General features: G+C 70.3%; 21 protein-coding genes. 15 read left to right on the forward strand and 6 right to left on the reverse strand.

What is annotated here, in order from left to right; translation table 11 throughout:
* Positions 1-4: 4 nt before the first annotated feature.
* The 6 genes from HDC37_RS01835 to HDC37_RS01860 all read right to left on the reverse strand — a co-directional run bounded on the left by HDC37_RS01835 (position 5) and on the right by HDC37_RS01860 (position 5,091).
* The gene (locus HDC37_RS01835; protein WP_179558678.1) at positions 5-1,306 is read right to left on the reverse strand and encodes a histidine kinase; all 1,302 of its coding nucleotides are present in this window, start codon (positions 1,304-1,306) and stop codon (positions 5-7) included.
* A gap of 10 nt (positions 1,307-1,316) precedes the next feature.
* Positions 1,317-2,162, reverse strand: a complete 846-nt coding sequence (locus HDC37_RS01840) for an ABC transporter permease (RefSeq protein WP_179558679.1) — start codon at positions 2,160-2,162, stop codon at positions 1,317-1,319.
* Positions 2,159-3,070, reverse strand: a complete 912-nt coding sequence (locus HDC37_RS01845; RefSeq protein ID WP_179558680.1) for an ABC transporter ATP-binding protein — start codon at positions 3,068-3,070, stop codon at positions 2,159-2,161. The genes HDC37_RS01840 and HDC37_RS01845 overlap by 4 nt, the downstream gene beginning before the upstream one ends.
* 121 nt (positions 3,071-3,191) lie before the next feature.
* Complete coding sequence (locus tag HDC37_RS01850) at positions 3,192-4,394, reverse strand: hypothetical protein (protein ID WP_179558681.1); 1,203 nt, start codon at positions 4,392-4,394, stop codon at positions 3,192-3,194.
* The gene (locus HDC37_RS01855; RefSeq protein WP_179558682.1) at positions 4,391-4,723 is read right to left on the reverse strand and encodes a hypothetical protein; all 333 of its coding nucleotides are present in this window, start codon (positions 4,721-4,723) and stop codon (positions 4,391-4,393) included. Before HDC37_RS01855 ends, HDC37_RS01850 begins: the two co-directional genes overlap by 4 nt.
* Entirely contained in the window at positions 4,723-5,091 is a 369-nt protein-coding gene (locus tag HDC37_RS01860; RefSeq protein WP_179558683.1) for a hypothetical protein, read from the reverse strand. Before HDC37_RS01860 ends, HDC37_RS01855 begins: the two co-directional genes overlap by 1 nt.
* 797 nt (positions 5,092-5,888) lie before the next feature.
* On the opposite strand from HDC37_RS01860, the gene HDC37_RS01865 reads away from it, so the two are divergent.
* The 15 genes from HDC37_RS01865 to HDC37_RS01935 all read left to right on the forward strand — a co-directional run bounded on the left by HDC37_RS01865 (position 5,889) and on the right by HDC37_RS01935 (position 21,753).
* Positions 5,889-6,941 carry a LacI family DNA-binding transcriptional regulator gene (locus tag HDC37_RS01865; protein WP_179558684.1) on the forward strand — a complete coding sequence of 351 codons (1,053 nt, stop codon included), beginning with the start codon at positions 5,889-5,891 and terminating at the stop codon, positions 6,939-6,941.
* A gap of 76 nt (positions 6,942-7,017) precedes the next feature.
* Positions 7,018-8,304, forward strand: coding sequence for an extracellular solute-binding protein (locus tag HDC37_RS01870; RefSeq protein ID WP_179558685.1), 1,287 nt, complete (start codon positions 7,018-7,020; stop codon positions 8,302-8,304).
* Between the two features lie 65 nt (positions 8,305-8,369).
* Positions 8,370-9,311 carry a carbohydrate ABC transporter permease gene (locus HDC37_RS01875; protein WP_179558686.1) on the forward strand — a complete coding sequence of 314 codons (942 nt, stop codon included), beginning with the start codon at positions 8,370-8,372 and terminating at the stop codon, positions 9,309-9,311.
* A 1-nt stretch (position 9,312) separates the two neighbouring features.
* Positions 9,313-10,272: a carbohydrate ABC transporter permease gene (locus HDC37_RS01880; RefSeq protein ID WP_179558687.1), complete on the forward strand. Its 960-nt coding sequence runs from the start codon at positions 9,313-9,315 to the stop codon at positions 10,270-10,272.
* Between the two features lie 59 nt (positions 10,273-10,331).
* Positions 10,332-11,285 carry a glycosyl hydrolase family 32 gene (locus tag HDC37_RS01885; RefSeq protein ID WP_179559084.1) on the forward strand — a complete coding sequence of 318 codons (954 nt, stop codon included), beginning with the start codon at positions 10,332-10,334 and terminating at the stop codon, positions 11,283-11,285.
* A 284-nt stretch (positions 11,286-11,569) separates the two neighbouring features.
* Positions 11,570-12,451: a helix-turn-helix domain-containing protein gene (locus HDC37_RS01890; protein WP_179558688.1), complete on the forward strand. Its 882-nt coding sequence runs from the start codon at positions 11,570-11,572 to the stop codon at positions 12,449-12,451.
* Positions 12,452-12,588: 137 nt separating this feature from the next.
* A complete protein-coding gene (locus HDC37_RS01895; RefSeq protein WP_179558689.1) occupies positions 12,589-13,665 on the forward strand; it encodes an aromatic acid exporter family protein in 1,077 nt (358 codons plus the stop codon).
* A 206-nt stretch (positions 13,666-13,871) separates the two neighbouring features.
* Positions 13,872-14,441: a helix-turn-helix transcriptional regulator gene (locus HDC37_RS01900; RefSeq protein ID WP_179558690.1), complete on the forward strand. Its 570-nt coding sequence runs from the start codon at positions 13,872-13,874 to the stop codon at positions 14,439-14,441.
* The gene (locus HDC37_RS01905; protein WP_179558691.1) at positions 14,438-15,289 is read left to right on the forward strand and encodes a M23 family metallopeptidase; all 852 of its coding nucleotides are present in this window, start codon (positions 14,438-14,440) and stop codon (positions 15,287-15,289) included. Before HDC37_RS01900 ends, HDC37_RS01905 begins: the two co-directional genes overlap by 4 nt.
* A gap of 81 nt (positions 15,290-15,370) precedes the next feature.
* The gene (locus HDC37_RS01910; RefSeq protein ID WP_257021234.1) at positions 15,371-17,161 is read left to right on the forward strand and encodes a BCCT family transporter; all 1,791 of its coding nucleotides are present in this window, start codon (positions 15,371-15,373) and stop codon (positions 17,159-17,161) included.
* Positions 17,162-17,390: 229 nt separating this feature from the next.
* The gene (rplM, locus tag HDC37_RS01915) at positions 17,391-17,837 is read left to right on the forward strand and encodes a 50S ribosomal protein L13 (protein ID WP_179558692.1); all 447 of its coding nucleotides are present in this window, start codon (positions 17,391-17,393) and stop codon (positions 17,835-17,837) included.
* 26 nt (positions 17,838-17,863) lie between these two features.
* Positions 17,864-18,358 carry a 30S ribosomal protein S9 gene (rpsI, locus tag HDC37_RS01920; RefSeq protein ID WP_179558693.1) on the forward strand — a complete coding sequence of 165 codons (495 nt, stop codon included), beginning with the start codon at positions 17,864-17,866 and terminating at the stop codon, positions 18,356-18,358.
* 20 nt (positions 18,359-18,378) lie between these two features.
* Entirely contained in the window at positions 18,379-19,737 is a 1,359-nt protein-coding gene (gene glmM / locus HDC37_RS01925) for a phosphoglucosamine mutase (RefSeq protein ID WP_179558694.1), read from the forward strand.
* A 118-nt stretch (positions 19,738-19,855) separates the two neighbouring features.
* Positions 19,856-21,220 (forward strand): APC family permease, encoded by a 1,365-nt coding sequence (locus tag HDC37_RS01930; protein WP_179558695.1) that lies wholly within the window; start codon positions 19,856-19,858, stop codon positions 21,218-21,220.
* Complete coding sequence (locus HDC37_RS01935; protein WP_179558696.1) at positions 21,217-21,753, forward strand: cupin domain-containing protein; 537 nt, start codon at positions 21,217-21,219, stop codon at positions 21,751-21,753. The genes HDC37_RS01930 and HDC37_RS01935 overlap by 4 nt, the downstream gene beginning before the upstream one ends.
* Positions 21,754-21,756 lie beyond the last annotated feature (3 nt).

A 21,756-nucleotide genomic window follows, 5' to 3' on the forward strand; every position in this document is an offset into this window, starting at 1 on the left:
TCGCTCATGCTCGCTCTCCGTCCGACCGCTCCGGCGACGGCAGCACGGCGCGGACCCGCCACCCGCTGACGCCACGAGGGCCCGCATCGAGGGTGCCTCCGTACAGAGCCACCCGCTCGCGCATGCCGATCAGGCCGTGTCCACCCGCACCGCGGTCGCCGTCGCCGGTCTCGGGTTCGCGCGGTCGTTTCCCGTCGTCGACCACCTCGACCACCACGTCACCGTCGACGCGCTCGATCGTGACCTCCACCCGCCGGGCGGACGGGGCGTGGCGCAACGCGTTGGTCAGCGCTTCCTGGACGATCCGGTACACCGTCAGCTGCAGGTTCGGGTCGGTGATCGCCGGACCCGCGGTCGTCAGCTTCACCGGAAGTCCCGCGGCGCGGAAGCTCTCGAGCAGCTCGGGAAGGGCCGCGGTTCCCGGCTGCGGTTCGCGCGCATCGGGAGTCGCCGAGTCGGGCTCGGCGAGGACCCCCAGCATCCGGCGCATCTCGACGAGTGCGTCGCGTCCGGTGTCGGCGACCAGTCGCATCCCCTCGGCGGCACGCTCTGGATCGCGTCCTGTCGTAGCGGCACTCCCCTCGGCGAGGGTCACCATCACCGTCAGGCTGTGCGAGACGATGTCGTGCATCTCGCGCGCGATCCGCGACCGCTCGAGCGCGGTCGCCAGCTGCGCCTGCCGGTCTCGTTCACGGGCCAGATCTTCCACGCGGGCGATGAGGGCCCCGACGTAGCGGCGACGGTTGCCGACGTTGACGCCGATGAGGGTGCCGATGAGTGGTGTGGCAACCGCCTGGGCCAGCGCGAGGAGGAAGAGCGTCAACGGTGCGATGAACGGGCTCGGCTCGCCGAAGGAGACGATGAAGGCCGCCGCCGTACCGACCACCGCGGAGCCGGCGAAGCCGATCCACGCGGACCGGGTCGATCGATACACGGCCAGCGCGTACAGGCCGATGGCGATCGCGAGCACGTTGACGGCCTCGAGGGGGTAGACCACCAGGGTCGTCACCCAGCCGGCGCCGACCAGCACCCAGGGCCTGCGTCGTCGGAACACCACCATGATGACCGTCGTCGCGGCGATGATGAGGATGCTCGTGATGCTCACCCAGAGCGGCACCGGGTCGATGGGGGCGGCCAGGATGAGTGCCGAGAGGACCGGCAGACAGTACGCCGCGGCGACCAGGATGTCGACGAGCAGCGGATGTCGCGTCCAGAACCGCCGGATGACTCCCGGCGGCCGCGGCAGGCGCAGCTCACCCCCGACCGCCGTCACCGGGCGATCGGGGGAGAGCCGAGCAGAGGTCATGCCGTCGACGTTACGCGTCGCGGGTGCGCAGCATGACGGCCGCCGCGGCGGCGGGGACCGCGACCCAGAGACCCGTGACCAGCAGGTTCAGCCACATCCCCAGCGCATCGCCCTCGGGCGCGAGGGTGGCCGAGGAGTAGATGCCGGCGCCGGCGTTCGAGAGGAGGTACGGAACCGCCTCCCGCGCCCAGTCCGCCGGGATGAGACTCAGAATCGTGGGGAGGATCAGCAGGATGCCGACCACCACTGCTATTCCCCCGGCACTGGTGCGGACGAGCGCACCGATCGCGAGGGCGAACAGCGAGATCATCGCGAGATACAGCGCGCCACCCAGAAGCGGCCAGAAGACGGCAGGGTCGATGATCGGCGCGGCGATGTCTTCCTGCGACAGCATCAGCGACGCGACGAGGTACGCCGCCACGTTCGCGATCAGCCCGACGATGAAGGTCGCCGTGAAGAGCACGATGCCCTTCGCCGCGAGAGCGGAGAGCCGCCCGGGCACCGCGAGGAATGTCGAGCGGACCATGCCGGTGGTGTACTCCCCGCTGATCACGAGGACACCGAGGATGCCCGCGATGAGCTGGCCGAACGCGACACCGGCGATCGACGCCTGCACCACGGTCTGCACCGGCTGCGAAGCCGGGGCTTGACCCGCCACCCCGTCGGGAATGGACGTGAGCGCGAAGGCGACGAGAGCGGCGAGCCCGATCGAGATCGCGATGAGGAGGGCGTACGACCAGATGGTCGAGCGTACGCTGCGGAGCTTGATCCACTCCGAGCGGACCGTCCCGGCGAAGGTCAGGCGCGCGTCGGCGAGGGTGTCGGCGGGGGTGGGCGACAGGGTCGCGGTGGTCATCGGACCGCCTCCGTTCGGTATTCCACCGCGTCCGCGGTGAGGTCCATGTATGCCTCTTCCAGCGAGGCGTTGAGGGGGGTCAATTCGTGGATGGCGACGCCGTGCGCGGCGGCGAGATCGCCGACGGCCGGCGCGTCCACCCCGGTGATCTCGAGCAGACCCGACTCCGACCGGGTGATCGTGACGTCGGGAGCGGCGACGAGTTCGGCGAGCAAGCTCGCCTGCGGCGAGCGGACCCGCAGCCGCGGGCCGGTGCCGCCGGCGATGATGTCGGCGACGGGGGCGTCGGCGATGATCCGGCCCTTGCCGAGCACGATGAGGTGGTCAGCGGTGAGCGCCATCTCGCTCATCAGGTGCGACGAGAGGAACACCGTGCGTCCCTCGGCGGCGAGGTGCTTCACGAGCTGTCGCACCCAGAGGACGCCCTCGGGGTCGAGGCCGTTGACCGGTTCGTCGAGGATGATCGTCGCGGGGTCGCCGAGAAGGGCCGCCGCGATGCCGAGACGCTGGCCCATGCCGAGGGAGAACCCGCCGACGCGCCGGCGTGCGACGGACTCCAGGCCCGTCAGCTCGATCACCTCGCGGACGCGCTTCTTGCCGAGCCGGTGCGTGGCGGCCATGGCGAGGAGGTGGTTCTCGGCGGTGCGGCCGGTGTGCACGGCTTTGGCGTCGAGAAGCGCACCGACTTCGCGGAGCGGGGCACGGTGGGCCGCGTAGGCGCGGCCGTTCACGGTCACGGACCCCGCGGTCGGGCGATCGAGCCCCACGATCATGCGCATCGTGGTGGACTTCCCCGCGCCGTTGGGGCCGAGGAACCCCGTCACCTGCCCGGCGTGGACGGTGAAGTCGATGGTGTCGACGGCGGTCTTGGCTCCGTACCTCTTGGTGAGGCCTTCTGCTCTGATCATGGCTTTCACGCTACGGACGGCGCCGGCCCGCCACATCCGTCCCCGGCATGAACCGCGCCGACGCGGGGTCCTCCCGTGGTACCGGTCGGGTGACGACGCGGCGCCCCCCGCGGGGCGGGTGTCAGAGAAGCGCGGAGACGACCTGGTCGGTCACGAGGTCGTAGAGCTGTCCGGCGGGGAACGGCGTCAGTCTCTCGGCGGCGCTGCCGCCAGGCTCGATGGTGCGGCGCCACCACCGGTTCTCACCGACCTTGATGAGAGGGGTAAGGCCGCTGCGCGTGCGCAGGTCGACGCCCACCCACGGCTGCTGCCACGCGAAGGCGAGATGTCGCCCCGCGCCGTCGGGCACGGGCTCGGCCGGGTCGGCGATCCGGCGTGCGATCGTCCCTGCCGGAAGTGTCGGCGCCTGCGCGTCGACGCGGAGGGCGCTGGGCCCGGCGCCGAGCCACCCGAGCACCACCGCCGAGGTGCGATGGAACGTGGAGCTGAAAACGGTGACCGGGGCGGCGCCCAGGCTCGAGGCGTCGCCGCCGGGCGCGGGCGTCGACGCGGCAAAGAGCACGGACTGCGCTCCGCGCCATCCGGTCAACGTGCCACCGTCCGACCGCTCGATCGAGACGATCGTCGCGTCGTGGCGCGCCCAGTGCGCCACGGTCCACGCGCCCAGATCGGTGAGCCGTCCACGCTCGGTCGCGAACCCGGCGCCCACGAGGGCGCGGCCTTCCGCAGAGGCGCGGTCGCCGCGTGACAGCCGACCGTTCGGCCGCGCGGAAGCGAGGACGTCGAGCGCGGGCCGGGGGATGACGGGACCGTTCACCGTGAGCTTCTGCGGGCGACGCTCGGTCGTGACATCCGCATCCGATGACTCCGGCAGCTCGCGACCGGATGACACGACCTCCACGTGCGCACCGATGCTGTCGAACTGCGCGCGGAGAGCCGGCGTCTGCCAGGGTGCGGCGCTCGCCGACAGGTGGACGTGATGCGTGCCCGTCGCCCAGACGTACTTGCGCACGTCGACCTGGCCGCCCTCCCCGGCGGGGTAGGTGAAGAGCAGGCGGCGACCGCGAAGCGCGGGCGGCCAGAGGTCGAACGCTCCGACCAGTGCGCCCGGGTGCTGGTCGAGAGCCGCCGCGAGGGCCGCTTCGCCCGCACGCTCCACCGGCCCGCTCGACGGCACCGAGGTGACGACGATGTTCGCGCGGAATCCGTCGTCGCCCCCGGGCGCGACGAGCACGGCATCCGCGCCATCGACCGTCTCCGAGGTCCAGTCCGCGGGCACGCGGAGGCGGGCGTGCGGGGTGTCGATCAGCTGGTCGACCGTCATGCCTTTCGGCGCCCTCTCCGCCGTGTGCCGGCCTCGCGGAACCACCGCGGCGTGAGGGCGCGAGGGAACCAGAACAGTGACAGCAGGGTGGTGCCCAGGAAGGCGAAGACGACGACGGCGCCGACCCGCTGCGCGGCGACGGGCAGGGCGTCGCCGAGCGCGGTGAGGATCGCGAACAGACCCATCCCGATGCCGAGGAAGAGGATGCCGAAGCCGATCGCGTAGAAGAACGTCGGGTCGGCCGACGCCCACGACCGCCACCGGCCGGTGTACGCGGCGAGCCCCGCGCCGATGAGGAACAGCGCCACGATACCGACGAGGATCTCCATCAGTAGCCTCCGAACAGGCCGATGCCCCAGTCGCCGATCGCCTCACCGATGGAGCCGCCCGCGACACCGCCGACGATGCCGCCGACCACACCGCCGATGAGTGTCCCGGGCCCCGGGAAGATCGAGCCGATCGCCGCTCCGGCCGCCGCGCCCGCCCAGGCTCCACCCGCGCCCCCCACGACCGACGACGTGCCGACGACCGCCGAATGAGTCACGGCGCTCTGGGTGCGCTGCTCGTCGGTCCACTCCGGGTGGTCGACGAGGGTCTCGTTGTATCGATCGGTGTACGTGCCCCAGTACGCCAGGCCGGCACCGGCGACCGCGAGGCTCCGTCCGCCCCATCGGGCCCATGCCGGCGGTGATGACACGCCGGGGTTGGCGACGAGGACGCCGTGTGGGATGCGGCGGCGATGGCGTCGGCGTACCGGTCGGAGGTCGTCGTAGCAGCGGTGTCGAGGGTGGCGGTCTCGGCCCGGGCATCGGAGATCACGGCGCGGGCCGCGATCGGATCGATGGACCACGTCATCCTTCGAGTCTAAGCAGGGCCGCGGGCGCGCTCGGTGGGGACCGCGGGCGGTGTGGAGAGCGCGCGCGTGACGCGGGGAGGCGCGCGGCGACGCCTGAGGGGTCGCCCGCGCGACAGCAGGTGACCGTCGAGGCTCGACGTAGGGACGGTGAGTGAAGAGCAGGCGCCGGGACCGAGGGCGGGGGGCATCGCAGTCCCGGCGCCTGCGCCTAAACGGCCGGCAGCGGGGGAAGGCTGCGACGACCGGGCCTGCCGGAGGGCATCGCGGCGCCATCGGTCCACCGTGCGGTGAGCGTGGCGATCGGCGACATGGATCCCTCTCGGATTCATCGGCGGGTTGCCCGACGGGGCGGACGGGCGGCGGCGGCGCGAGTTCTTGGGCGCGTCGCACGCGAGAGGCGGGGACCTCCTGGCATGACTGTATTCCTGGCGGTCCCGCGAGAGACGGAACCTTCGGGTTTCGGAGCGCGACGTTTCGGGCATAGGGGTTCGCCGGTTCGCAGCATCCGGGAATCTGATATACCGGCCGACCGGCGGCGCAAGGGTTGACGGCCGCTGGAACGCGGTGCATAATCTGATAAATCGATTTATCACCTAAACCAGTAGCACCTCGACCAACGCCTCACACGATGGAGTGACATGAGCCGGGCCCGCATCTCCGACGTCGCCGCCGCGGCGGGCGTGTCGGTGACGACGGTGTCGCTGGTGCTGAACGACGTCGAGTCCCGCATCTCCGAGACCACCCGCCGCCGGGTGCGGGAGGCCGCGGATGCCGTCGGGTACGCCCCCAGCTCGGTGGCGCGGAGCCTCCGCACCCGCCAGACCCGCACGGTCGGCCTCATCTCCGACCAGATCGCGACGACTCCCTTCGCCGGGCGCATGCTCGCCGGCGCACAGGACGCAGCTCGCGAGAACAGCCACCTCGTGATCTTCGTCGACACAGGCGGCGACGTAGACGTCGAACGCGATGCCATCGCGGCCCTTCGCGCCCAGCAGGTCGACGCCATGATTTATGCGAGCATGTGGCATCGCGTCGTCGCAGTTCCCGAGTCGCTGCCCGCGGGCTCGGTGTTTCTCGACTGCCGGCCCGAGCACGGCGGGTTCCCGAGCGTCGTCCCGGCAGACCGCGAGGGCGGTTACGCCGCGACGCGGGTGCTCATCGAGGCGGGGCATCACCGCATCGCCTTCCTCGACACCTCCGACGGCCCGATCGCCTCGTTCCTCCGGCTCGAGGGGTACCACCAGGCGCTGACCGACGCGGGGATCCCGATCGACCCGGCCTTGCACATCCGCGGCGGCGAGTCGACGGCGCACGGGGCGCGCGTCGCCGCCGAGCACCTCCTCGACCTGCCCGCCGACCAGCGGCCGACCGGCGTTTTCTCCTTCAACGACCGCATGGCCGTCGGTGTGTACAACGCCGCGCATCGCCGCGGTCTCCGCATCCCCGACGACCTCTCGGTCGTCGGATACGACGACCAGCTGCTGGTCGCCGCGGAACAAGACCCACCCCTCACCACCGTCGCCCTGCCCCACTACGAGATGGGTCGCTGGGCGATGGAGGTCGCGCTCGGCGTCCGCGCGGATGGGAACAGCGACGCCACGCACCGCATGGAATGCCCCGTCATCAGACGGGAGTCCGTGGGCCCGCCGCCGGCGCACGTCGCCAAACAGAGCCGACGGCGGACCACTTGAGATACCGAACGACCGCTGAAGCGGTCCCCGATCGGTGATCGACGTAGCGGTCGATCACCAGAACAGGAAATCACAGATGCGCAGAACAGTCCCGGCTTTTGTGGCGGCCGGCGCCGTCGGAGCCCTCGTCCTCACCGGCTGCGGGCAGGCCGGCCAGGGCAGCACCACCTCCGAAGACGGTCGCACCCAGATCACCATGTGGACCCACTCCGCCGGCAACCCCGCCGAGCTCGAGGTCTACGAACGGATCATCTCCGACTTCAACGCCTCGCAGGACCAGTACGAGGTCGTCGAAGAGTCCTTCCCGCAGGGCGCCTACAACGACGCGATCGTCGCGGCCGCGGCATCCGGAGATCTTCCCTGCCTGCTCGATCTCGACGGTCCGATCATGCCCAACTGGGCGTGGGCGGAGTACATCCAGCCGCTCGGGATCTCCACCGAGATCACCGACTCGCTCCTCCCCACCGCGGTCGGCGTCTGGAACGACGAGATCTACTCCGCCGGGTACTGGGATGCCGCGCTGTCGATCTTCGCGCGCGAGTCGGTGCTGACCGAGAACGGCATCCGCATCCCCACGATCGACGAGCCCTGGACGGCCGATGAGTTCACCGCGGCTCTCCAGACCCTGCAGGATGCCGGTTACGAAACGCCCATCGACATCGGCGCCGAAGACACCGGCGAGTGGTGGCCCTACGCCTACTCGCCGTTCCTGCAGAGCTTCGGCGGCGACCTCATCGACCGCGACACGATGCTGAGCGCCGACGGCGCCCTCAACGGACCCGAGGCGGTCGCCTGGGGCGAGTGGTTCCAGGGACTCTTCGCCGACGGCCTCGCCAGCAACAGCGGCACGATCGGCAACCAGGAGTTCGTCGACGACGAGGTCGCCCTCAGCTACACCGGCGTCTGGAACGCCCTCGCCTCTGTCGAGGCCATCGGCGACGACCTCGTGATCCTGCCCCCGCCCGACCTCGGCACCGGCCCGAAGATCGGCGGCGGCTCGTGGCAGTGGGCGATCTCGTCCACCTGCGAAGAGGTCGAGGGTGCCCGCGAGTACCTGGAGTTCAGCTTCCAGGACGAGTACATCACCGAGTTCGCCGACAAGCAGATCGTCATCCCCGCCACCGAGAGCGCGGCCGAGGCGTCGGAGTACTTCGGCACCGACGGCGTGCTCCGTCCCTTCGTCGAGCTCTCGCAGGAGTACGCGGTGCTCCGCCCCGAGACCCCGGCCTACGCGGTGATCTCCACCACGTTCGAGACCGCCGCGAAGGACATCATGAACGGCGCCGACGTGCAGGAGACCCTCGACCGGGCTGTCGAGGAGATCGACGCCAACATCGAATCCAACGACGGCTACGGCTTCTGATCACTCACTGACGTGCGGGCGGGGAGCCGCCGCTTCCCGCCCGCACGCCTCGGGAAAGACTTCTCATGACTGTCACGCCTCCGACGGTCGCGGCCGAGACACCTCAGCGCGCGACCCGCCGCTTCCGCACCACGAAGGGTCGAGAGACCTGGGCGGGCTGGGCGATGATGGCACCCGCCGGCATCCTGCTGGTGCTGTTCCTCATCATCCCCGTCATCCTCGCCTTCACCCTCTCGTTCACCAACGCCCGCCTCATCTCACCCAACCCGCCGCGCTTCGTCGGGCTCGACAACTTCGTCCGCGCCTTCACCGCTGACGGAGTGTTCGTGCAGTCGGTGTGGAACACCTTCCTCTTCGCCCTCGTCGTGGTGCCCGTGCAGGCGGGCCTCGGCCTCCTGCTCGCGGTGCTCGTCAACCGACGGATGCGAGGGGTCACCGCCTTCCGGGTGATCTTCTTCATCCCGGTCGTCACCTCGATCGTCGTGGTGTCGATCCTGTGGCGCTTCCTCTATCAGCCCAACGGCCTGATCAACTCCATGATCGACACGATCACCTTCGGGGCGTGGTCGGGGATGGACTGGCTGAACAACCCGCAGACCGCGCTCGGCGCGATCATCGTGCTGTCGATCTGGCAGGCCGTCGGGTTCCACATGATCATCTGGCTCGCGGGGCTGCAGACCATCCCCGAAGAGCTCTACGAGGCAGCCAAGATGGACGGCGCCGGCCCCTGGCGCCAGTTCGTCAGCGTCACCTGGCCGGGCCTTCGCCCCACCATGGTGTTCGTCCTCGTCACCATCACCATCGCCGCGCTCGGGCTGTTCGTGCAGATCGATGTCATGACCCAGGGCGGACCGGTGAACAGCACGTCCACGATCGTCTACTACGCCGTGCGCAAGGGCTACGAGCAGCAGGAGATCGGCTACGCCGCCGCCATCTCGCTGATCTTCTTCGTCGCGGTGCTCATCATCGCCCTCATCCAGCGGCGCCTGACGAGGGAGAAGGACTGACATGACCGACACCCGTAGCCGCCCCGACACCCGGTCCGACGGCCGCCCGGCGGCATCCGCTCGGTATCGAACCGACGCCAGCGAGAAGCGGCGCCGGCGCACTGGGAAGATCTTCCTCTACGCCGCCATGTCGGTGTTCGCGGTGATCTTCCTCTTCCCGCTCGTGTTCATGTTCGTCTCGAGCCTGAAGCCCGACGCGCAGATCCTGCAGGACATCGACTCGCCGATGGCGTTCCTCCCCGTCGGCGACATCAGCCTCGACAACTACTTCGGGGTGTTCGACCGGGTTCCCGTCGCGCAGTTCCTCTTCAACTCGGTGCTCGTCACCGTCCTGACGGTCGGGCTCGGGCTGATCGTCAACTCCATGGCGGGCTTCGCGCTGTCGCGCCTGGCGTGGCGGGGCCGGTTCGTCGTGCTCGCGCTCATCATCGCCACCCTCATCGTGCCCTTCGAGACGATCGCGGTGCCGATGGTCTACTGGGTCGCCCAGCTGCCGACCCTGGTGATCGAAGGCGGGGTGCTGAAGTACGACTTCGGATGGCTCAACACCTACGAAGTGCAGATCGTGCCGTTCATCGCCAACGCCTTCTCGATCTTCCTGTTCACGCAGTACTTCTCCACGATCCCCAAGTCGCTCGACGAGGCGGCGCGCATCGACGGGGCCGGCTGGTTCACCATCTACCGGCGGATCATCGTGCCCCTCTCGGGTCCGGCGTTCGCGACGGTGGCGATCCTCACCTTCCTGCCGGCGTGGAACCAGTACCTCTGGCCCCTCATGGTGGTCCAGCGCGAGGAGCTGCGGCCGGTCATGGTCGGCATGCAGTACTTCTTCCAGCTCAACACCGCCTGGGGTGAGGTCATGGCCTACACCTCGCTCATCACCCTGCCCGTGCTGATCGTGTTCCTGGTGTTCCAGCGCGCGTTCGTGTCGTCGATCGCCGCGAGCGGAGTGAAGGGATGACGCGGGGCGCGGTCGCCGGTGTGCTGAACGTTTCTCCCGATGCCTCTGAAAGGTCTGCTGTGTTCGATCTGCCCGGTTCCTGGGTGTGGGATTTCTGGTTCGCGGACGACGGAGAGCAGTACCACCTGTTCTTCCTCTACGCCTCGCGGGCTCTTGGGGATCCCGATGCCCGGCACTATCGGGCGGCGATCGGGCACGCGGTCTCTGACGACCTGCATTCCTGGACGCAGGTCGCCGACGCGCTCGTGCACTCCGACGCGCCGGCGTTCGACGACCTGGCGACGTGGACCGGGTCGGTGGTGCGTCACCCGGACGGCACCTGGTACCTCTTCTATACGGGGTCGTCACCGGATGCCGGGGGCAAGAACGTTCAGCGGATCGGGTACGCGGTTTCGGAGGATCTCCTCACGTGGACCAAAGCGCCCGGGCCGGTGGTCTCGGCCGCGGCGCCCTGGTACGAGACGCTCGACTCGGGTGACTGGCACGACGAGGCGTTTCGCGACCCGTGGGTGTTCCCCGACCCGGAAGGGAACGGGTGGCACATGTACGTCACCGCGCGTGCGACCGAGGGTCCGGTATTCGGACGCGGAGTGGTCGGGCACGCGTGGTCGCCCGACCTCCGCTCGTGGGAGCTGCGGCCGCCGCTCAGCGCGCCGAGCGCGCACGGGTTCGGCCAGCTGGAGGTCACGCAGGTCGAGGTCATCGACGGGCGCCCGGTGCTGATCTTCTCGTGCGGCAGCGAGCACGCGATGCCGGCGCGGGCGGGGGAACCGGGGGGCGGAGGCACGTGGGCGATCAACGCCGACAGCGTGCTCGGGCCGTTCGACGTCGACGCGGCGTATCCGGTGACCGACGAGCGCCTGTACGTGGGCCGGCTGCTGCGGCGGCGCTCGGACGGGCAGTGGCTGCTCTTCGCGTTCCGCAACGCCGACGCCCAGGGGCGTTTCGTCGGGGGAGTGATCGACGGGTTGCCGGTGGCGTGGGTCGGCGACCGGTTGGTCGCCGGGCTCTGAGGGAGGCCTCCCGCGCCCAGTCCCCGGTCCCCGGACCGTTCGGCGCGCGGGGATTCGGCCGAGACGCGTACGTTTCGCGACGGAACGTCCTCGTCTCGGCCGATCGTACGCGCCCCGGGGTGCGCTCCCTGCCGCGGGACCGAAGTCCCACCCCCGCGCCGCCCCGGGCCGACAGGTCGCATCTGCTGATCGCCCGCCGGCGACCCGACCGTTCCGGGCACGGATCATCGCTCGTGTGACGGCGTCGCGTTCCTACGATGAAGCGGTCAGGACGGAGGAACGCGATGCTCGAGCGCTGGAACGATGCCATCGACCTCATCGAGGCCCACCTCGAGGGGGAGATCGACGTCGGCGCGCTCGCGCGCGCGGCGCTCACGTCGGAGTACCACTTCCGCCGCGTGTTCTCGGTGCTCGCCGGCATGCCGCTGTCGGAATACGTCCGGCGACGCCGGATGAGCGTCGCGGCCGCCGACGTGGTCGAGGGGCAGCCCCTCGTCGACGTCGCGGTGCGGTTCGGATACGGCTCGGCCGATGCGTTCCGCCGCGCGTTCGTCGCCGTGCACGGGCTCACGCCCGAGCAGGCCCGCCGTCCCGGCGCCATCCTCACCGCTCAGCCTCGGCTGCGGCTCCGACTCACCATCGAAGGGAGCGCCCCCATGCGCCACCGCATCATCGACCTCGAACCATTCCGGATCGCCGGGCCCGGTACCAGGATTCCACTGGTGTACCGGGGACCCAACCCCGACATGATCGCCTTCCACAAGAACTTGCCGGCCGCCACGGACGACCAGCTGGCGTCGATCAGCGACATGGAGGAGCCCGTCGGACCTTTCTCCGCCTCGACCGACTTCGCCCCTGACCGGGCGGACGGCAGCGAGTTCCACTACATCCACGGCGTCGCCACCCGGCGGCCGGCTCACGACATCCCGGACTCCTTCGACGTCGTCGAGGTGCCCGCCCACACGTGGGTGGTCTTCGAGGTCGCGGCCGAGACCGGGTTCTCCGATGCGCTGCAGCAGGTGTGGGCCGACGCCTACGGCGACTGGTTCCCCTCGCATCCGTATCGCACGGTCGCAGCCCCGGAGATCCTCGCCGTGCACGAGTGGTCGGACGACGGCGACACCGGCCGGGCCGAGCTCTGGCTCGCCGTCGAACGCGAGAGCTGAGACGCGGGCGCGAAGCGCGGCGCGGGCGGGGCGACAGGGTAGCCGCCCCCGCCGGGTCGGGGAGGTCGTTGAGGGAGACGTCGCGCTCGCCTACAGTCGCGAGCACCGATGCCCTTCACCCCCCGGAACGAGGCACCATGGCACAGCGCGTCTCCCAGGTCTCCGCTCACTGGTGGCAGGAAATGACCACGTCCGCGCGGCTCCTCATGGCTGCCAAGACAGCGGTCGGCTGTGCGCTGGCCTGGGCGCTCGCGCCCCTGCTGCCGACCCAGGATGAGTACTCCTACTACGCGCCGCTGGGCGTCCTGGTGAGCATGTACCCCACCGTCGCTGCGTCGGCGCGGTCGGGTGCGCAAGCGCTGCTCGGCCTCACCGTAGGGGTCGGCCTCGGTCTTCTCGGCATCGTCGCCCTCTTCGCGGGGCTTCCCGCGGTGCTGACACTCGCCCTCGTCATCGCGATCGGGGTGATCATCGGCGGCATCCGCGAACTGGGCGTCGGCCGGGAGTGGGTGGCGATCGCCGCGCTGTTCGTGCTGCTGCTCAGCGGCACGCAGGCCGACGACTTCTCGGTGTCGTACCTCCTCACCGTGGCGTTCGGCGTGCTCATCGGAGTGGTGATCAACTACGCGATCGTGCCGCCGGTCTACCTCGACACCGCCCGCGTGAGACTGTCGAAGCTCCGCGACGAGATCGCGGACCTCCTGCGCGTGCTCGCCGATCGTGCGGCGGAGGGGAACATCGACGCCGCCGAGGTGTCGGAGCCCGATGCCGGCCTCGACGCGGTGATCGCCGACGTCCACGACGAGGTGCATGAGGCTGACGAAAGTCTGCGCGGCAACCCGCGGGGGCGGCGGCGCCGGGCCGAGCAGAAGGAGAACCTGCAGCGCCTGCGCGCGCTCGAGCGCATCGCGTTCTACAGCCGCGACCTCGCTGACGTCCTGTACGCGCTGGACCGGGAGAACGACGCCGCGGTCGGACTCGAGGCGCGCGCTTCGCTCGCCGAGGCGATCCGCCGGTGCGCCGACCTCGTCGCGACCCCCATCGGCGATGCAACCTGGTCGACGCGATCGGCCGACGCCGACCGAGCCGTCGCGGCCTACGCCGAGGCCCTGACCTCCACCGTGGGGCACGCGGATGTCGCCCGCAGAGCGACGCCGGTCGCGCTGCTGCAGCGGATCATCGACGCCTCACTGCCGTTCGTCACCGAACGGTGACCCCACGGGGTAGCGGTACTGACCCGCCCCTGACCCGGAGACCCCCGCCGGTCGGCACCTCGTGTCGGGTTTTCGCAGGTTCGGAGGCTGTGTCGGCTGCAGAACCCCGACACGAGTCGACGCGACGCGACGCGACGGCGCGAGGGGGCGAAGCGTGGGGCGGAACACCAGAACGACGCAGATACGTAAGAACGTACAATAGGCACATGGATGACACCACGGACAGTCTTCGCCAGGAGGTCGCCGCGCTCGCCGCCCGGGTCGCGGCCCTAGAAGCGCGCCGCTCGGTGGGCCCCGACGCGTCGGGCGCCGGCCCCGCCCCGTCCCACGCCGACCCGGCGCCCGGCCTCGACCCCGACACCTTCTGGGCGCTCCGCGGGCTCCAATCCCGCCTGGCCGACCACCCCACCACGACCCGCGGAGCGGTGATGCTCGTCGGGTCGGTCCGCCTCCCGGGCGGCGACGGCGACGTGGTCTGGCAGCAGGCCTTCGGCGCCGAGGGGCTCATCGCCTCGGAGTGGACTGCTCACGCCACCACGCTCGCTGCGCTGGGGCATCCGGTCCGCATCGAACTGCTGCGACAGGTCCTCGCCGGCCGTCACACCACCGCCGAGCTCGCCACCCTCGACGGTCTCGGCACCACCGGCCAGCTGCACCATCACCTTCGGCAGCTCGTCTCGGCCGGATGGGTGCGCCAGAGCGGCCGCGGCAGCTACGAGGTGCCGGCCACCCGGGTCGTTCCCCTCCTCGCCGTCATCGCGGGGTCGGAGCGATGACCCGCGTCATCCTGTCCCTCTACCGCGTGCGGGGCGTGCTTTACTACCCGGCGGCGGCGGTGCTCGTTCTCCTGGCCCTGTCGGCGGCGCTCTTCCGCGACGCCCAGACGCCCGTGGTGCGCGCCGCGGTCGCCGTGCTGGCGGGGCTCGCGCTCCCGGCGGTGGTCGTCGGGGTGCTGTGCGTCCTCCTGTCGGTCCTCGCGCCGCGCCTTCTTCCCGAGCGGGAGCGGATGACGGTGGTCCCGCCCGTCCGCGGACGGTGGCTGGCGGTCAACAGCCCCGCCACCAAGGTGCCGAGCCACGGCGTCCGCGCGTGGGGGCAGGCGTACGCGATCGACCTGGTCAGCGAACCGACCGACGGCGCCCGCCCCGCCTTCGGCGAGGGGCCTGCCATGCGCCCGCCTGCGGACTACCCCGCGTTCGGTGCGCCGGTGTTCGCGATGATCGACGGCACAGTCGTCCGCCGCGTCGACGGCATGCGCGACCACCGGTCGCGCTCGAGCATGCTTGCGTTCGTCTACATGATGATCGAGGGGATGCTGCGTGAACTCGGCGGTGCGCGCTTCATCCTCGGCAACCACGTCGTCATCCGCGGCGAGAGCGGCGTGTGTGCGGTGGTCGCGCATCTCCAACGCGGATCGGTCGCCGTGCGGGTGGGTGATCGGGTGCGCGCGGGCGACGTCATCGCGCGGTGCGGCAACTCGGGCAACACGAGCGAGCCGCACGTGCACGCCCAGCTCATGGACCGCGCGTCGGTGTGGACGGGGCAGGGCGTGCCGATGGCGTTCGCCGTCGACGGGTCGGCGGAGATGCCGGCCGACGGCGAGCACCTGGTCGTCGCCGGGTAGACCGGGCCCGCCCGCCTGCCTGCCCGCCCCGCGCACCCGCGCGAGTGGCGACCGGCGTGTCGCCCTGACTAGCCTGGACGGATGGCTGACCCCCGAAAGGCCATGACGGCCGACCTCGCCCGGCGCTCGACGATCAAACGATGGGTCTTCTGGCCCGCCGCGACGATCGCCCTGACCTTCAGCGCCTTCGCGCTGCTCGTTCCCGACCTCGCGGAGGCGTCGTTCGGCGCGATCCAGACGAGCATCGTCAACGCCTTCAACTGGTACTACGTGCTCATCGCGGCGTTCTTCGTCGCCTTCGCGCTGTTCCTCGGCTTCAGCCGGTTCGGCGACATCCGCCTCGGCCGCGATGACGACAAGCCGGAGTTCTCCCTCGGCGCCTGGTTCTCGCTGCTCTTCGCCGCAGGAATGGGGATCGGGCTGGTGTTCTACGGAGTGAGCGAGCCGCTCAGTCACTTCGTCTCCCCCCGGCCGGGCGTGGCAGGAACTCCTGAGCAGCTCGCGCAGGCCGCTCTCAGCCAGACCTACCTCCACTGGGGCGTGCAGGCGTGGTCGATCTACGTCATCGTCGGTCTGAGCCTCGCCTACGCGATCCACCGCCGGAAGCGCCCGATCTCCATCCGCTGGGCTCTCGAGCCGCTCCTCGGCAACCGGGTCCGCGGCGGCTGGGGGAACGCGATCGACGCCATCGCGCTCGTGGGCACCCTGTTCGGCGTCGCCACCTCGCTCGGGCTGGGCGTGCTGCAGATCTCCGCCGGCCTGGATTTCGCCGGCCTCGTCGAGCCGAGCGAGCCGATCCAGCTCGCCATCATCGGCGTCATCTCGGTGCTCGTGCTCATCTCGGTGCTCTCAGGTGTCACGCGCGGTATGAAGTGGCTGTCGTCGTTCAACCTCATGCTCGCGGGCATCCTCGTCCTGTATCTGCTCGTCTTCGGGCAGACCGAGTTCCTGCTGCGCGAATGGGTGCAGTCGATCGGCAACTACATCCAGAACTTCGTCGGGCTCTCCTTCAACGTCACCGCCTTCCAGGGCGAGGCGGGGGAGTCGTGGCAGGCCAGCTGGACCTCCTTCTACTGGGGATGGTGGATCGCCTGGGCGCCCTTCGTCGGCATCTTCATCGCCCGCATCTCGCGGGGCCGCACGGTGCGGCAGTTCGTCATGGGCGTCATCATCGTCCCGACGCTCGTGACGCTGCTGTGGTTCGCGGTGCTCGGCGGGTCGGCGATCTACCTCGAACTCACCCAGCCCGGATCGCTCACCGCCGCCGACGGCACGGTCGACGTGAACACCGCTCTGTTCCAGCTGCTGCAGTTCCTCCCCGGCACCCCGGTGCTCACCGCCGGCGTGCTGCTGCTCATCACGATCTTCTTCGTGACCTCGGCCGACTCGGGCGCGCTCGTCATGGGCATGATCGCCACGGGCGGCGACATCGACCCGAAGCGCTGGGTGCGGGTGTTCTTCACGCTCACCACCGCGGTGCTCGCCGGGGCGCTCCTTCTGACCGGAGGCTTGCAGGCCCTCCAGACCGCGGCGATCATCATCGCGCTGCCCTTCAGCATCGTCATGCTCCTGATGTGCTGGTCGACGGTCGTCGCCTTCAGCCGCGAGCGGCGGGCGTACGAACGCGCGGCGCGCGCGCAGTTCGTCGACCAGATCGGCGAGTACTACGGGCTCGAGGTCGAGGAGCCCTCCTCCGCGGGCGTCGTCGGCGAACCGTCGTGGCTGCGGCGCGTGTCCGCGCGCCTCACCGGGCGTCCCGTCTCGGCCGGTGAGGTCTCCGAGAACAGGGCGGAGGAAGCGGATGCCACGGAGAAACCGGATGCCGGCGAGCCGACCGACGACGAGATCCACCTCGCGCGCAGCGAGAACTGAGGAGTGCACCCTCCGGGGGAGGAAATGCACCGCGGGGAGCGAGCGCACCCTCGCCGGTTTGGCCGGGGCATCCGGATGACGTAAACTAACCCTTTGGTGCCGCAGTCTGCTGGCAGCGCACCGCGAACGTGAGCCCTCCACCGGCCTGTTCCCCCGGCATCCATCGGGGTAACGACCACCGGAGCGGGATTCACGAACCACTCCGTTCGATCAAGAAAGCAGCACTACTGTGACGCGCACTTTCACTCCCAAGGCTGGCGAGATCCAGCGTGACTGGCTGGTCATCGACGCCACCGACGTCGTTCTCGGCCGCCTCGCCTCGCACGCCGCCGCGCTCCTCCGCGGCAAGCACAAGGCGAGCTTCGCCAACCACCTCGACTCCGGCGACTTCGTCATCATCGTCAACGCCGACAAGGTCGCCCTCACCGGCAGCAAGCGTGAGCAGAAGATGGCCTACCGCCACTCCGGTTACCCGGGCGGTCTGAAGGCTGTCCCCTACACCGAGCTTCTCGAGAAGAACCCGGTCCGCGCGGTGGAGAAGGCCGTTCGCGGCATGCTCCCCAAGAACAGCCTCGGCCGTGCCCAGCTGTCCAAGCTGAAGGTGTACACCGGTGCCGAGCACCCGCACGCCGCGCAGCAGCCCAAGACGTACACCTTCGACCAGGTCGCCCAGTAAGCGCCGCACACATTAAGGACAGACTCGTGGCGAAGATCTCCGACTCCATCGATCCCATCAACACCGACTCCAGCTTCTCGACCGAGACCCCGGTCGACACCGAGGCCGCAGCCGTCGAGCGCCCCGTGCTCTCGGTTCCGGGCTCCGCCGTGGGCCGCCGCAAGCAGGCCATCGCCCGCGTGCGCCTCATCCCGGGCTCGGGCACCATCACGGTCAACGGCCGCACGTTCGAGGACTACTTCCCGAACAAGCTCCACCAGCAGCTGATCACCGATCCCTTCACCGTGCTGAACCTCACCGGTGCGTACGACGTCATCGTCCGCATCTCCGGTGGCGGACCCTCGGGTCAGGCCGGCGCGCTGCGCCTGGGCATCGCTCGTGCGCTCAACGAGATCGACGCCGAGAACAACCGCCCGACCCTGAAGAAGGCCGGCTTCCTCTCGCGCGACGCCCGCGTCATCGAGCGCAAGAAGGCGGGTCTGAAGAAGGCCCGCAAGGCCCCGCAGTACTCCAAGCGCTGATCGCGGGAAACTCCACCCGTATGCCGCTCTTTGGCACGGATGGGGTGCGGGGGCTGGCCAACGGCCCCCTCACCGCCGATCTCGCACTCACCCTGGCCCAGGCGACCGCGGTCGTCCTGGGCCAGGGCCGTACCGCCGAGGCACGTCGCGCCGCGGGCAAGCGTCTTACCGCCGTCGTCGCGCGCGACCCTCGCGTCTCGGGGGAATTCCTCTCCGCGGCCGTGCAGGCCGGGCTCGCGTCATCCGGAGTCGACGTCTTCGATGCCGGCGTGCTGCCCACGCCCGCCGCGGCGTTCCTCATCGCCGACATCGACGCCGACTTCGGCGTGATGGTCTCGGCGTCGCACAACCCGGCGCCCGACAACGGCATCAAGATCTTCGCCCGCGGCGGCGTGAAGCTGCCCGACGTGGTCGAGCAGCGCATCGAGTCGGCGATGGAGTGGGACAAGCTCCAGCCCACCGGCGCCGGCGTCGGCCGCATCCGGCGTTTCGCCGATGCCGAAGACCGCTACGTCGTGCACCTGCTCGGCTCGCTCGAACACCGGCTCGACGGCATCCACGTCGTGCTCGACTGCGCGCACGGCGCGGCCTCGGGGGTTTCGCCCGAGACCTTCCGCGACGCCGGCGCGCGGGTCACCGTCATCGGCGCCGACCCCGACGGGCTGAACATCAACGACGGCGTGGGCTCGACCCACCTGTCGCAGCTGGCTGCGGCCGTCCGCGACGCCGGGGCAGACCTGGGCATCGCCCACGACGGCGACGCCGACCGGTGCCTCGCCGTCGACGCCGAGGGCAACGTCATCGACGGCGACCAGATCATGGCGATCCTCGCCGTGGCGATGAAGCAGCGCGGCGCGCTCGCGCGCGACACCCTCGTCGCGACGGTGATGAGCAACCTGGGCCTTCATCGAGCGATGGCCGACCAGGGCATCCGCGTGCTGCAGACCGCCGTCGGCGACCGCTACGTGCTCGAGGCGATGAACGAGGGCGGCTACTCGCTCGGCGGAGAGCAGTCGGGCCACGTCATCATGAGCCGCTTCGCCACAACCGGCGACGGCCTCCTCACCGGCCTGCAGCTGGTGTCGGAGATGGCCCGCACCGGGAAGTCGCTCGCCGAGCTCGCGTCGATCATGACGGTCTACCCGCAGATCCTCGTGAACGTCAAGGATGTCGACCGCTCGCGCGCCGCGGACGACGAGGGCGTCCAGGCGGCCGTGGCCGCGGTGGCCGCCGAGCTCGGCGACTCGGGGCGCGTGCTCCTTCGCCCGAGCGGCACCGAGCAGCTCGTGCGCGTGATGGTCGAGGCCGCCGACGAGGCGACCGCGCGGCGGCACGCCGAGCAGCTCGCCGACGTGGTGCGCGAGCGCCTGGCGCTGTAGCGCGCGCGGGTCGACTGGCCCGCGCCGCTCGCGCCACCCGCGCCGGCGCGAACGGGGAGGCAACGGGGCACTTGTCAAGGGGCGGGCGCCCCGCATCCGCTGTCCGTACGGTGTGCGGATGCCCTACGACGACACGGCCTCGACGACCCCTGCCCCTGGCCCCGCCTCGGCGACCGCGCAGGAGGGCACGAAGCTGCGCCGCGCCATCACCGGACCCATGCTGTTCCTCTTCGTGCTCGGCGACGTGCTGGGAGCGGGGATCTACGCATTGATGGGCGTGCTCGCCGCCGAGGTCGGCGGCGCCACGTGGATTCCACTGGCCGTCGCGCTCGGGCTCGCCCTCCTCACCGCGGGGTCGTACGCCGAGCTCGTCACGAAGTATCCGCGCGCGGGCGGGTCGGCCTACTTCGCCGAGAAGGCGTACAAGAAGCCGGTCGTGTCGTTCCTCGTCGGCTTCAGCATGCTCGCCGCCGGTGTCGTCAGCGTCGCCGGCCTCTCGCTCGCCTTCGCCGGCGACTACCTCTCGGCGTTCGTGCCGATCGCGCCGCCCGTCGCCGCGATCGGCCTCATCGCGGTGCTCGCGCTGGTGAACATGTGGGGCATCCGCGAATCGATGACCGGCAACATCGTCATGACGATCATCGAGGTGTCGGGGCTGGTGCTCATCGTCGTCGCCGTCGGCCTCATGCTCGGCGGCGGGGGCGGCGACCTCTCGCGCATCGGGGAGTTCCCGGCCGGGGTGAACCCAGCGCTCGCGACCCTCGCCGCGGCGATCATCGCGTACTACTCCTTCGTCGGATTCGAGACCTCGGCGAACATCGCCGAAGAGCTGAAAAACCCCTCCCGCTCGTACCCGATCGCCCTCCTCGGCTCGCTCGCGGTCGCCGGCATCGTCTACGTGCTCGTAGCCATGGCCAGTGCCGCCGCGCTTCCCGCGGACGAGCTCGCCGCGTCATCCGGTCCCCTGTTGGCGGTGTTCGAGGCGACGGGCGTGCCCCTCCCCACGGTGATCTTCAGCATCATCGCGCTCATCGCGATCGCCAACGGGGCGCTGCTCACCTCGATCATGTCGAGCCGCCTCGCGTACGGGATGGCCGATCGGGGGCTCCTGCCCCGAGCGCTCACCCGGGTGCTGCCCGGACGGAAGACCCCGTGGGTTGCGATCGTCGTGACGGCCGCGATCGCGGCCGCGCTCACCCTGCTCGGCGACCTCGCCACTCTCGCCGAGACCGTGGTGCTGCTCCTTCTCATCGTCTTCATCTCGACCAACGTCGCGGTGCTGGTGCTTCGCCGAGACCGGGTCGAGCACCGTCATTTCCGCGTGTGGACGTGGGTTCCCGTCGCCGGGGTGCTCTCGTGCATCCTGCTGCTCACCCAGCAGAGCGCGCAGGTGTGGCTCTTCGGTGCCATCGCCCTGGCTGTCGGGCTCGTGCTCTACGCGGTGATGCGGGCGATCGGGGCGCGCGCTAACGTCGAGGAGTGACCCGACACACGCCGCACCGGCGCGGCGCGATCGCCGCCGCCCTCGCCACCCTCGCCGCCCTCACCCTCGCCCTCGGCGGCTGCGCCGCCGAATCGACCATTGCGTCGACCACCGTCGATGCGCCGACGATGTCGGTCGAAGCTACGCCCGAGGCATCCATCGTCCCGCCCGTCGCGGCGACCGACGTCGCCACCGGCGAGCTCGACGAACCGGTGGAGGTTTCCGTCGCCCCCGGCGCCGAGGGCGTAGGGGTGACCTTCCGCGAGATCACGCTGCAGCCGGGCGCCGGCACGGGCGAGCATTGTCACGCGGGCCAGCTGATCGCGGTGGTGAAGGAGGGCGCGCTCACCCACTACGCCCCCACCCACCCCGACGGGGTGCGCGTCTACGAGACCGGCGAGGCGATCATCGAGGGCGCCGAGTACATCCACCAGGGCGTCAACGAGGGCGATATCCCCGTCGTGCTGTGGGTGACCTACGTGATTCCCGAGGGGGAGCCGCTGGCCGAGACCGACCTCGCCAACTGCGGCTGAGTC

Origin of the sequence: Microbacterium sp. AK009, from assembly GCF_013410955.1 — a bacterium.
GTDB lineage: Bacteria > Actinomycetota > Actinomycetes > Actinomycetales > Microbacteriaceae > Microbacterium.

Excerpts from the sequence above, each read along its gene's own strand:
- HDC37_RS01835 (WP_179558678.1), bottom strand. The coding sequence starts at position 1,306 with ATGACCTCTGCTCGGCTCTCCCCCGATCGCCCGGTGACGGCGGTCGGG.
- HDC37_RS01840 (WP_179558679.1), bottom strand. The coding sequence starts at position 2,162 with ATGACCACCGCGACCCTGTCGCCCACCCCCGCCGACACCCTCGCCGAC.
- HDC37_RS01845 (WP_179558680.1), bottom strand. The coding sequence starts at position 3,070 with ATGATCAGAGCAGAAGGCCTCACCAAGAGGTACGGAGCCAAGACCGCC.
- HDC37_RS01850 (WP_179558681.1), bottom strand. The coding sequence starts at position 4,394 with ATGACGGTCGACCAGCTGATCGACACCCCGCACGCCCGCCTCCGCGTG.
- HDC37_RS01855 (WP_179558682.1), bottom strand. The coding sequence starts at position 4,723 with ATGGAGATCCTCGTCGGTATCGTGGCGCTGTTCCTCATCGGCGCGGGG.
- HDC37_RS01865 (WP_179558684.1), top strand. The coding sequence starts at position 5,889 with ATGAGCCGGGCCCGCATCTCCGACGTCGCCGCCGCGGCGGGCGTGTCG.
- HDC37_RS01870 (WP_179558685.1), top strand. The coding sequence starts at position 7,018 with ATGCGCAGAACAGTCCCGGCTTTTGTGGCGGCCGGCGCCGTCGGAGCC.
- HDC37_RS01875 (WP_179558686.1), top strand. The coding sequence starts at position 8,370 with ATGACTGTCACGCCTCCGACGGTCGCGGCCGAGACACCTCAGCGCGCG.
- HDC37_RS01880 (WP_179558687.1), top strand. The coding sequence starts at position 9,313 with ATGACCGACACCCGTAGCCGCCCCGACACCCGGTCCGACGGCCGCCCG.
- HDC37_RS01890 (WP_179558688.1), top strand. The coding sequence starts at position 11,570 with ATGCTCGAGCGCTGGAACGATGCCATCGACCTCATCGAGGCCCACCTC.
- HDC37_RS01895 (WP_179558689.1), top strand. The coding sequence starts at position 12,589 with ATGGCACAGCGCGTCTCCCAGGTCTCCGCTCACTGGTGGCAGGAAATG.
- HDC37_RS01900 (WP_179558690.1), top strand. The coding sequence starts at position 13,872 with ATGGATGACACCACGGACAGTCTTCGCCAGGAGGTCGCCGCGCTCGCC.
- HDC37_RS01905 (WP_179558691.1), top strand. The coding sequence starts at position 14,438 with ATGACCCGCGTCATCCTGTCCCTCTACCGCGTGCGGGGCGTGCTTTAC.
- HDC37_RS01910 (WP_257021234.1), top strand. The coding sequence starts at position 15,371 with ATGGCTGACCCCCGAAAGGCCATGACGGCCGACCTCGCCCGGCGCTCG.
- glmM (WP_179558694.1), top strand. The coding sequence starts at position 18,379 with ATGCCGCTCTTTGGCACGGATGGGGTGCGGGGGCTGGCCAACGGCCCC.
- HDC37_RS01930 (WP_179558695.1), top strand. The coding sequence starts at position 19,856 with ATGCCCTACGACGACACGGCCTCGACGACCCCTGCCCCTGGCCCCGCC.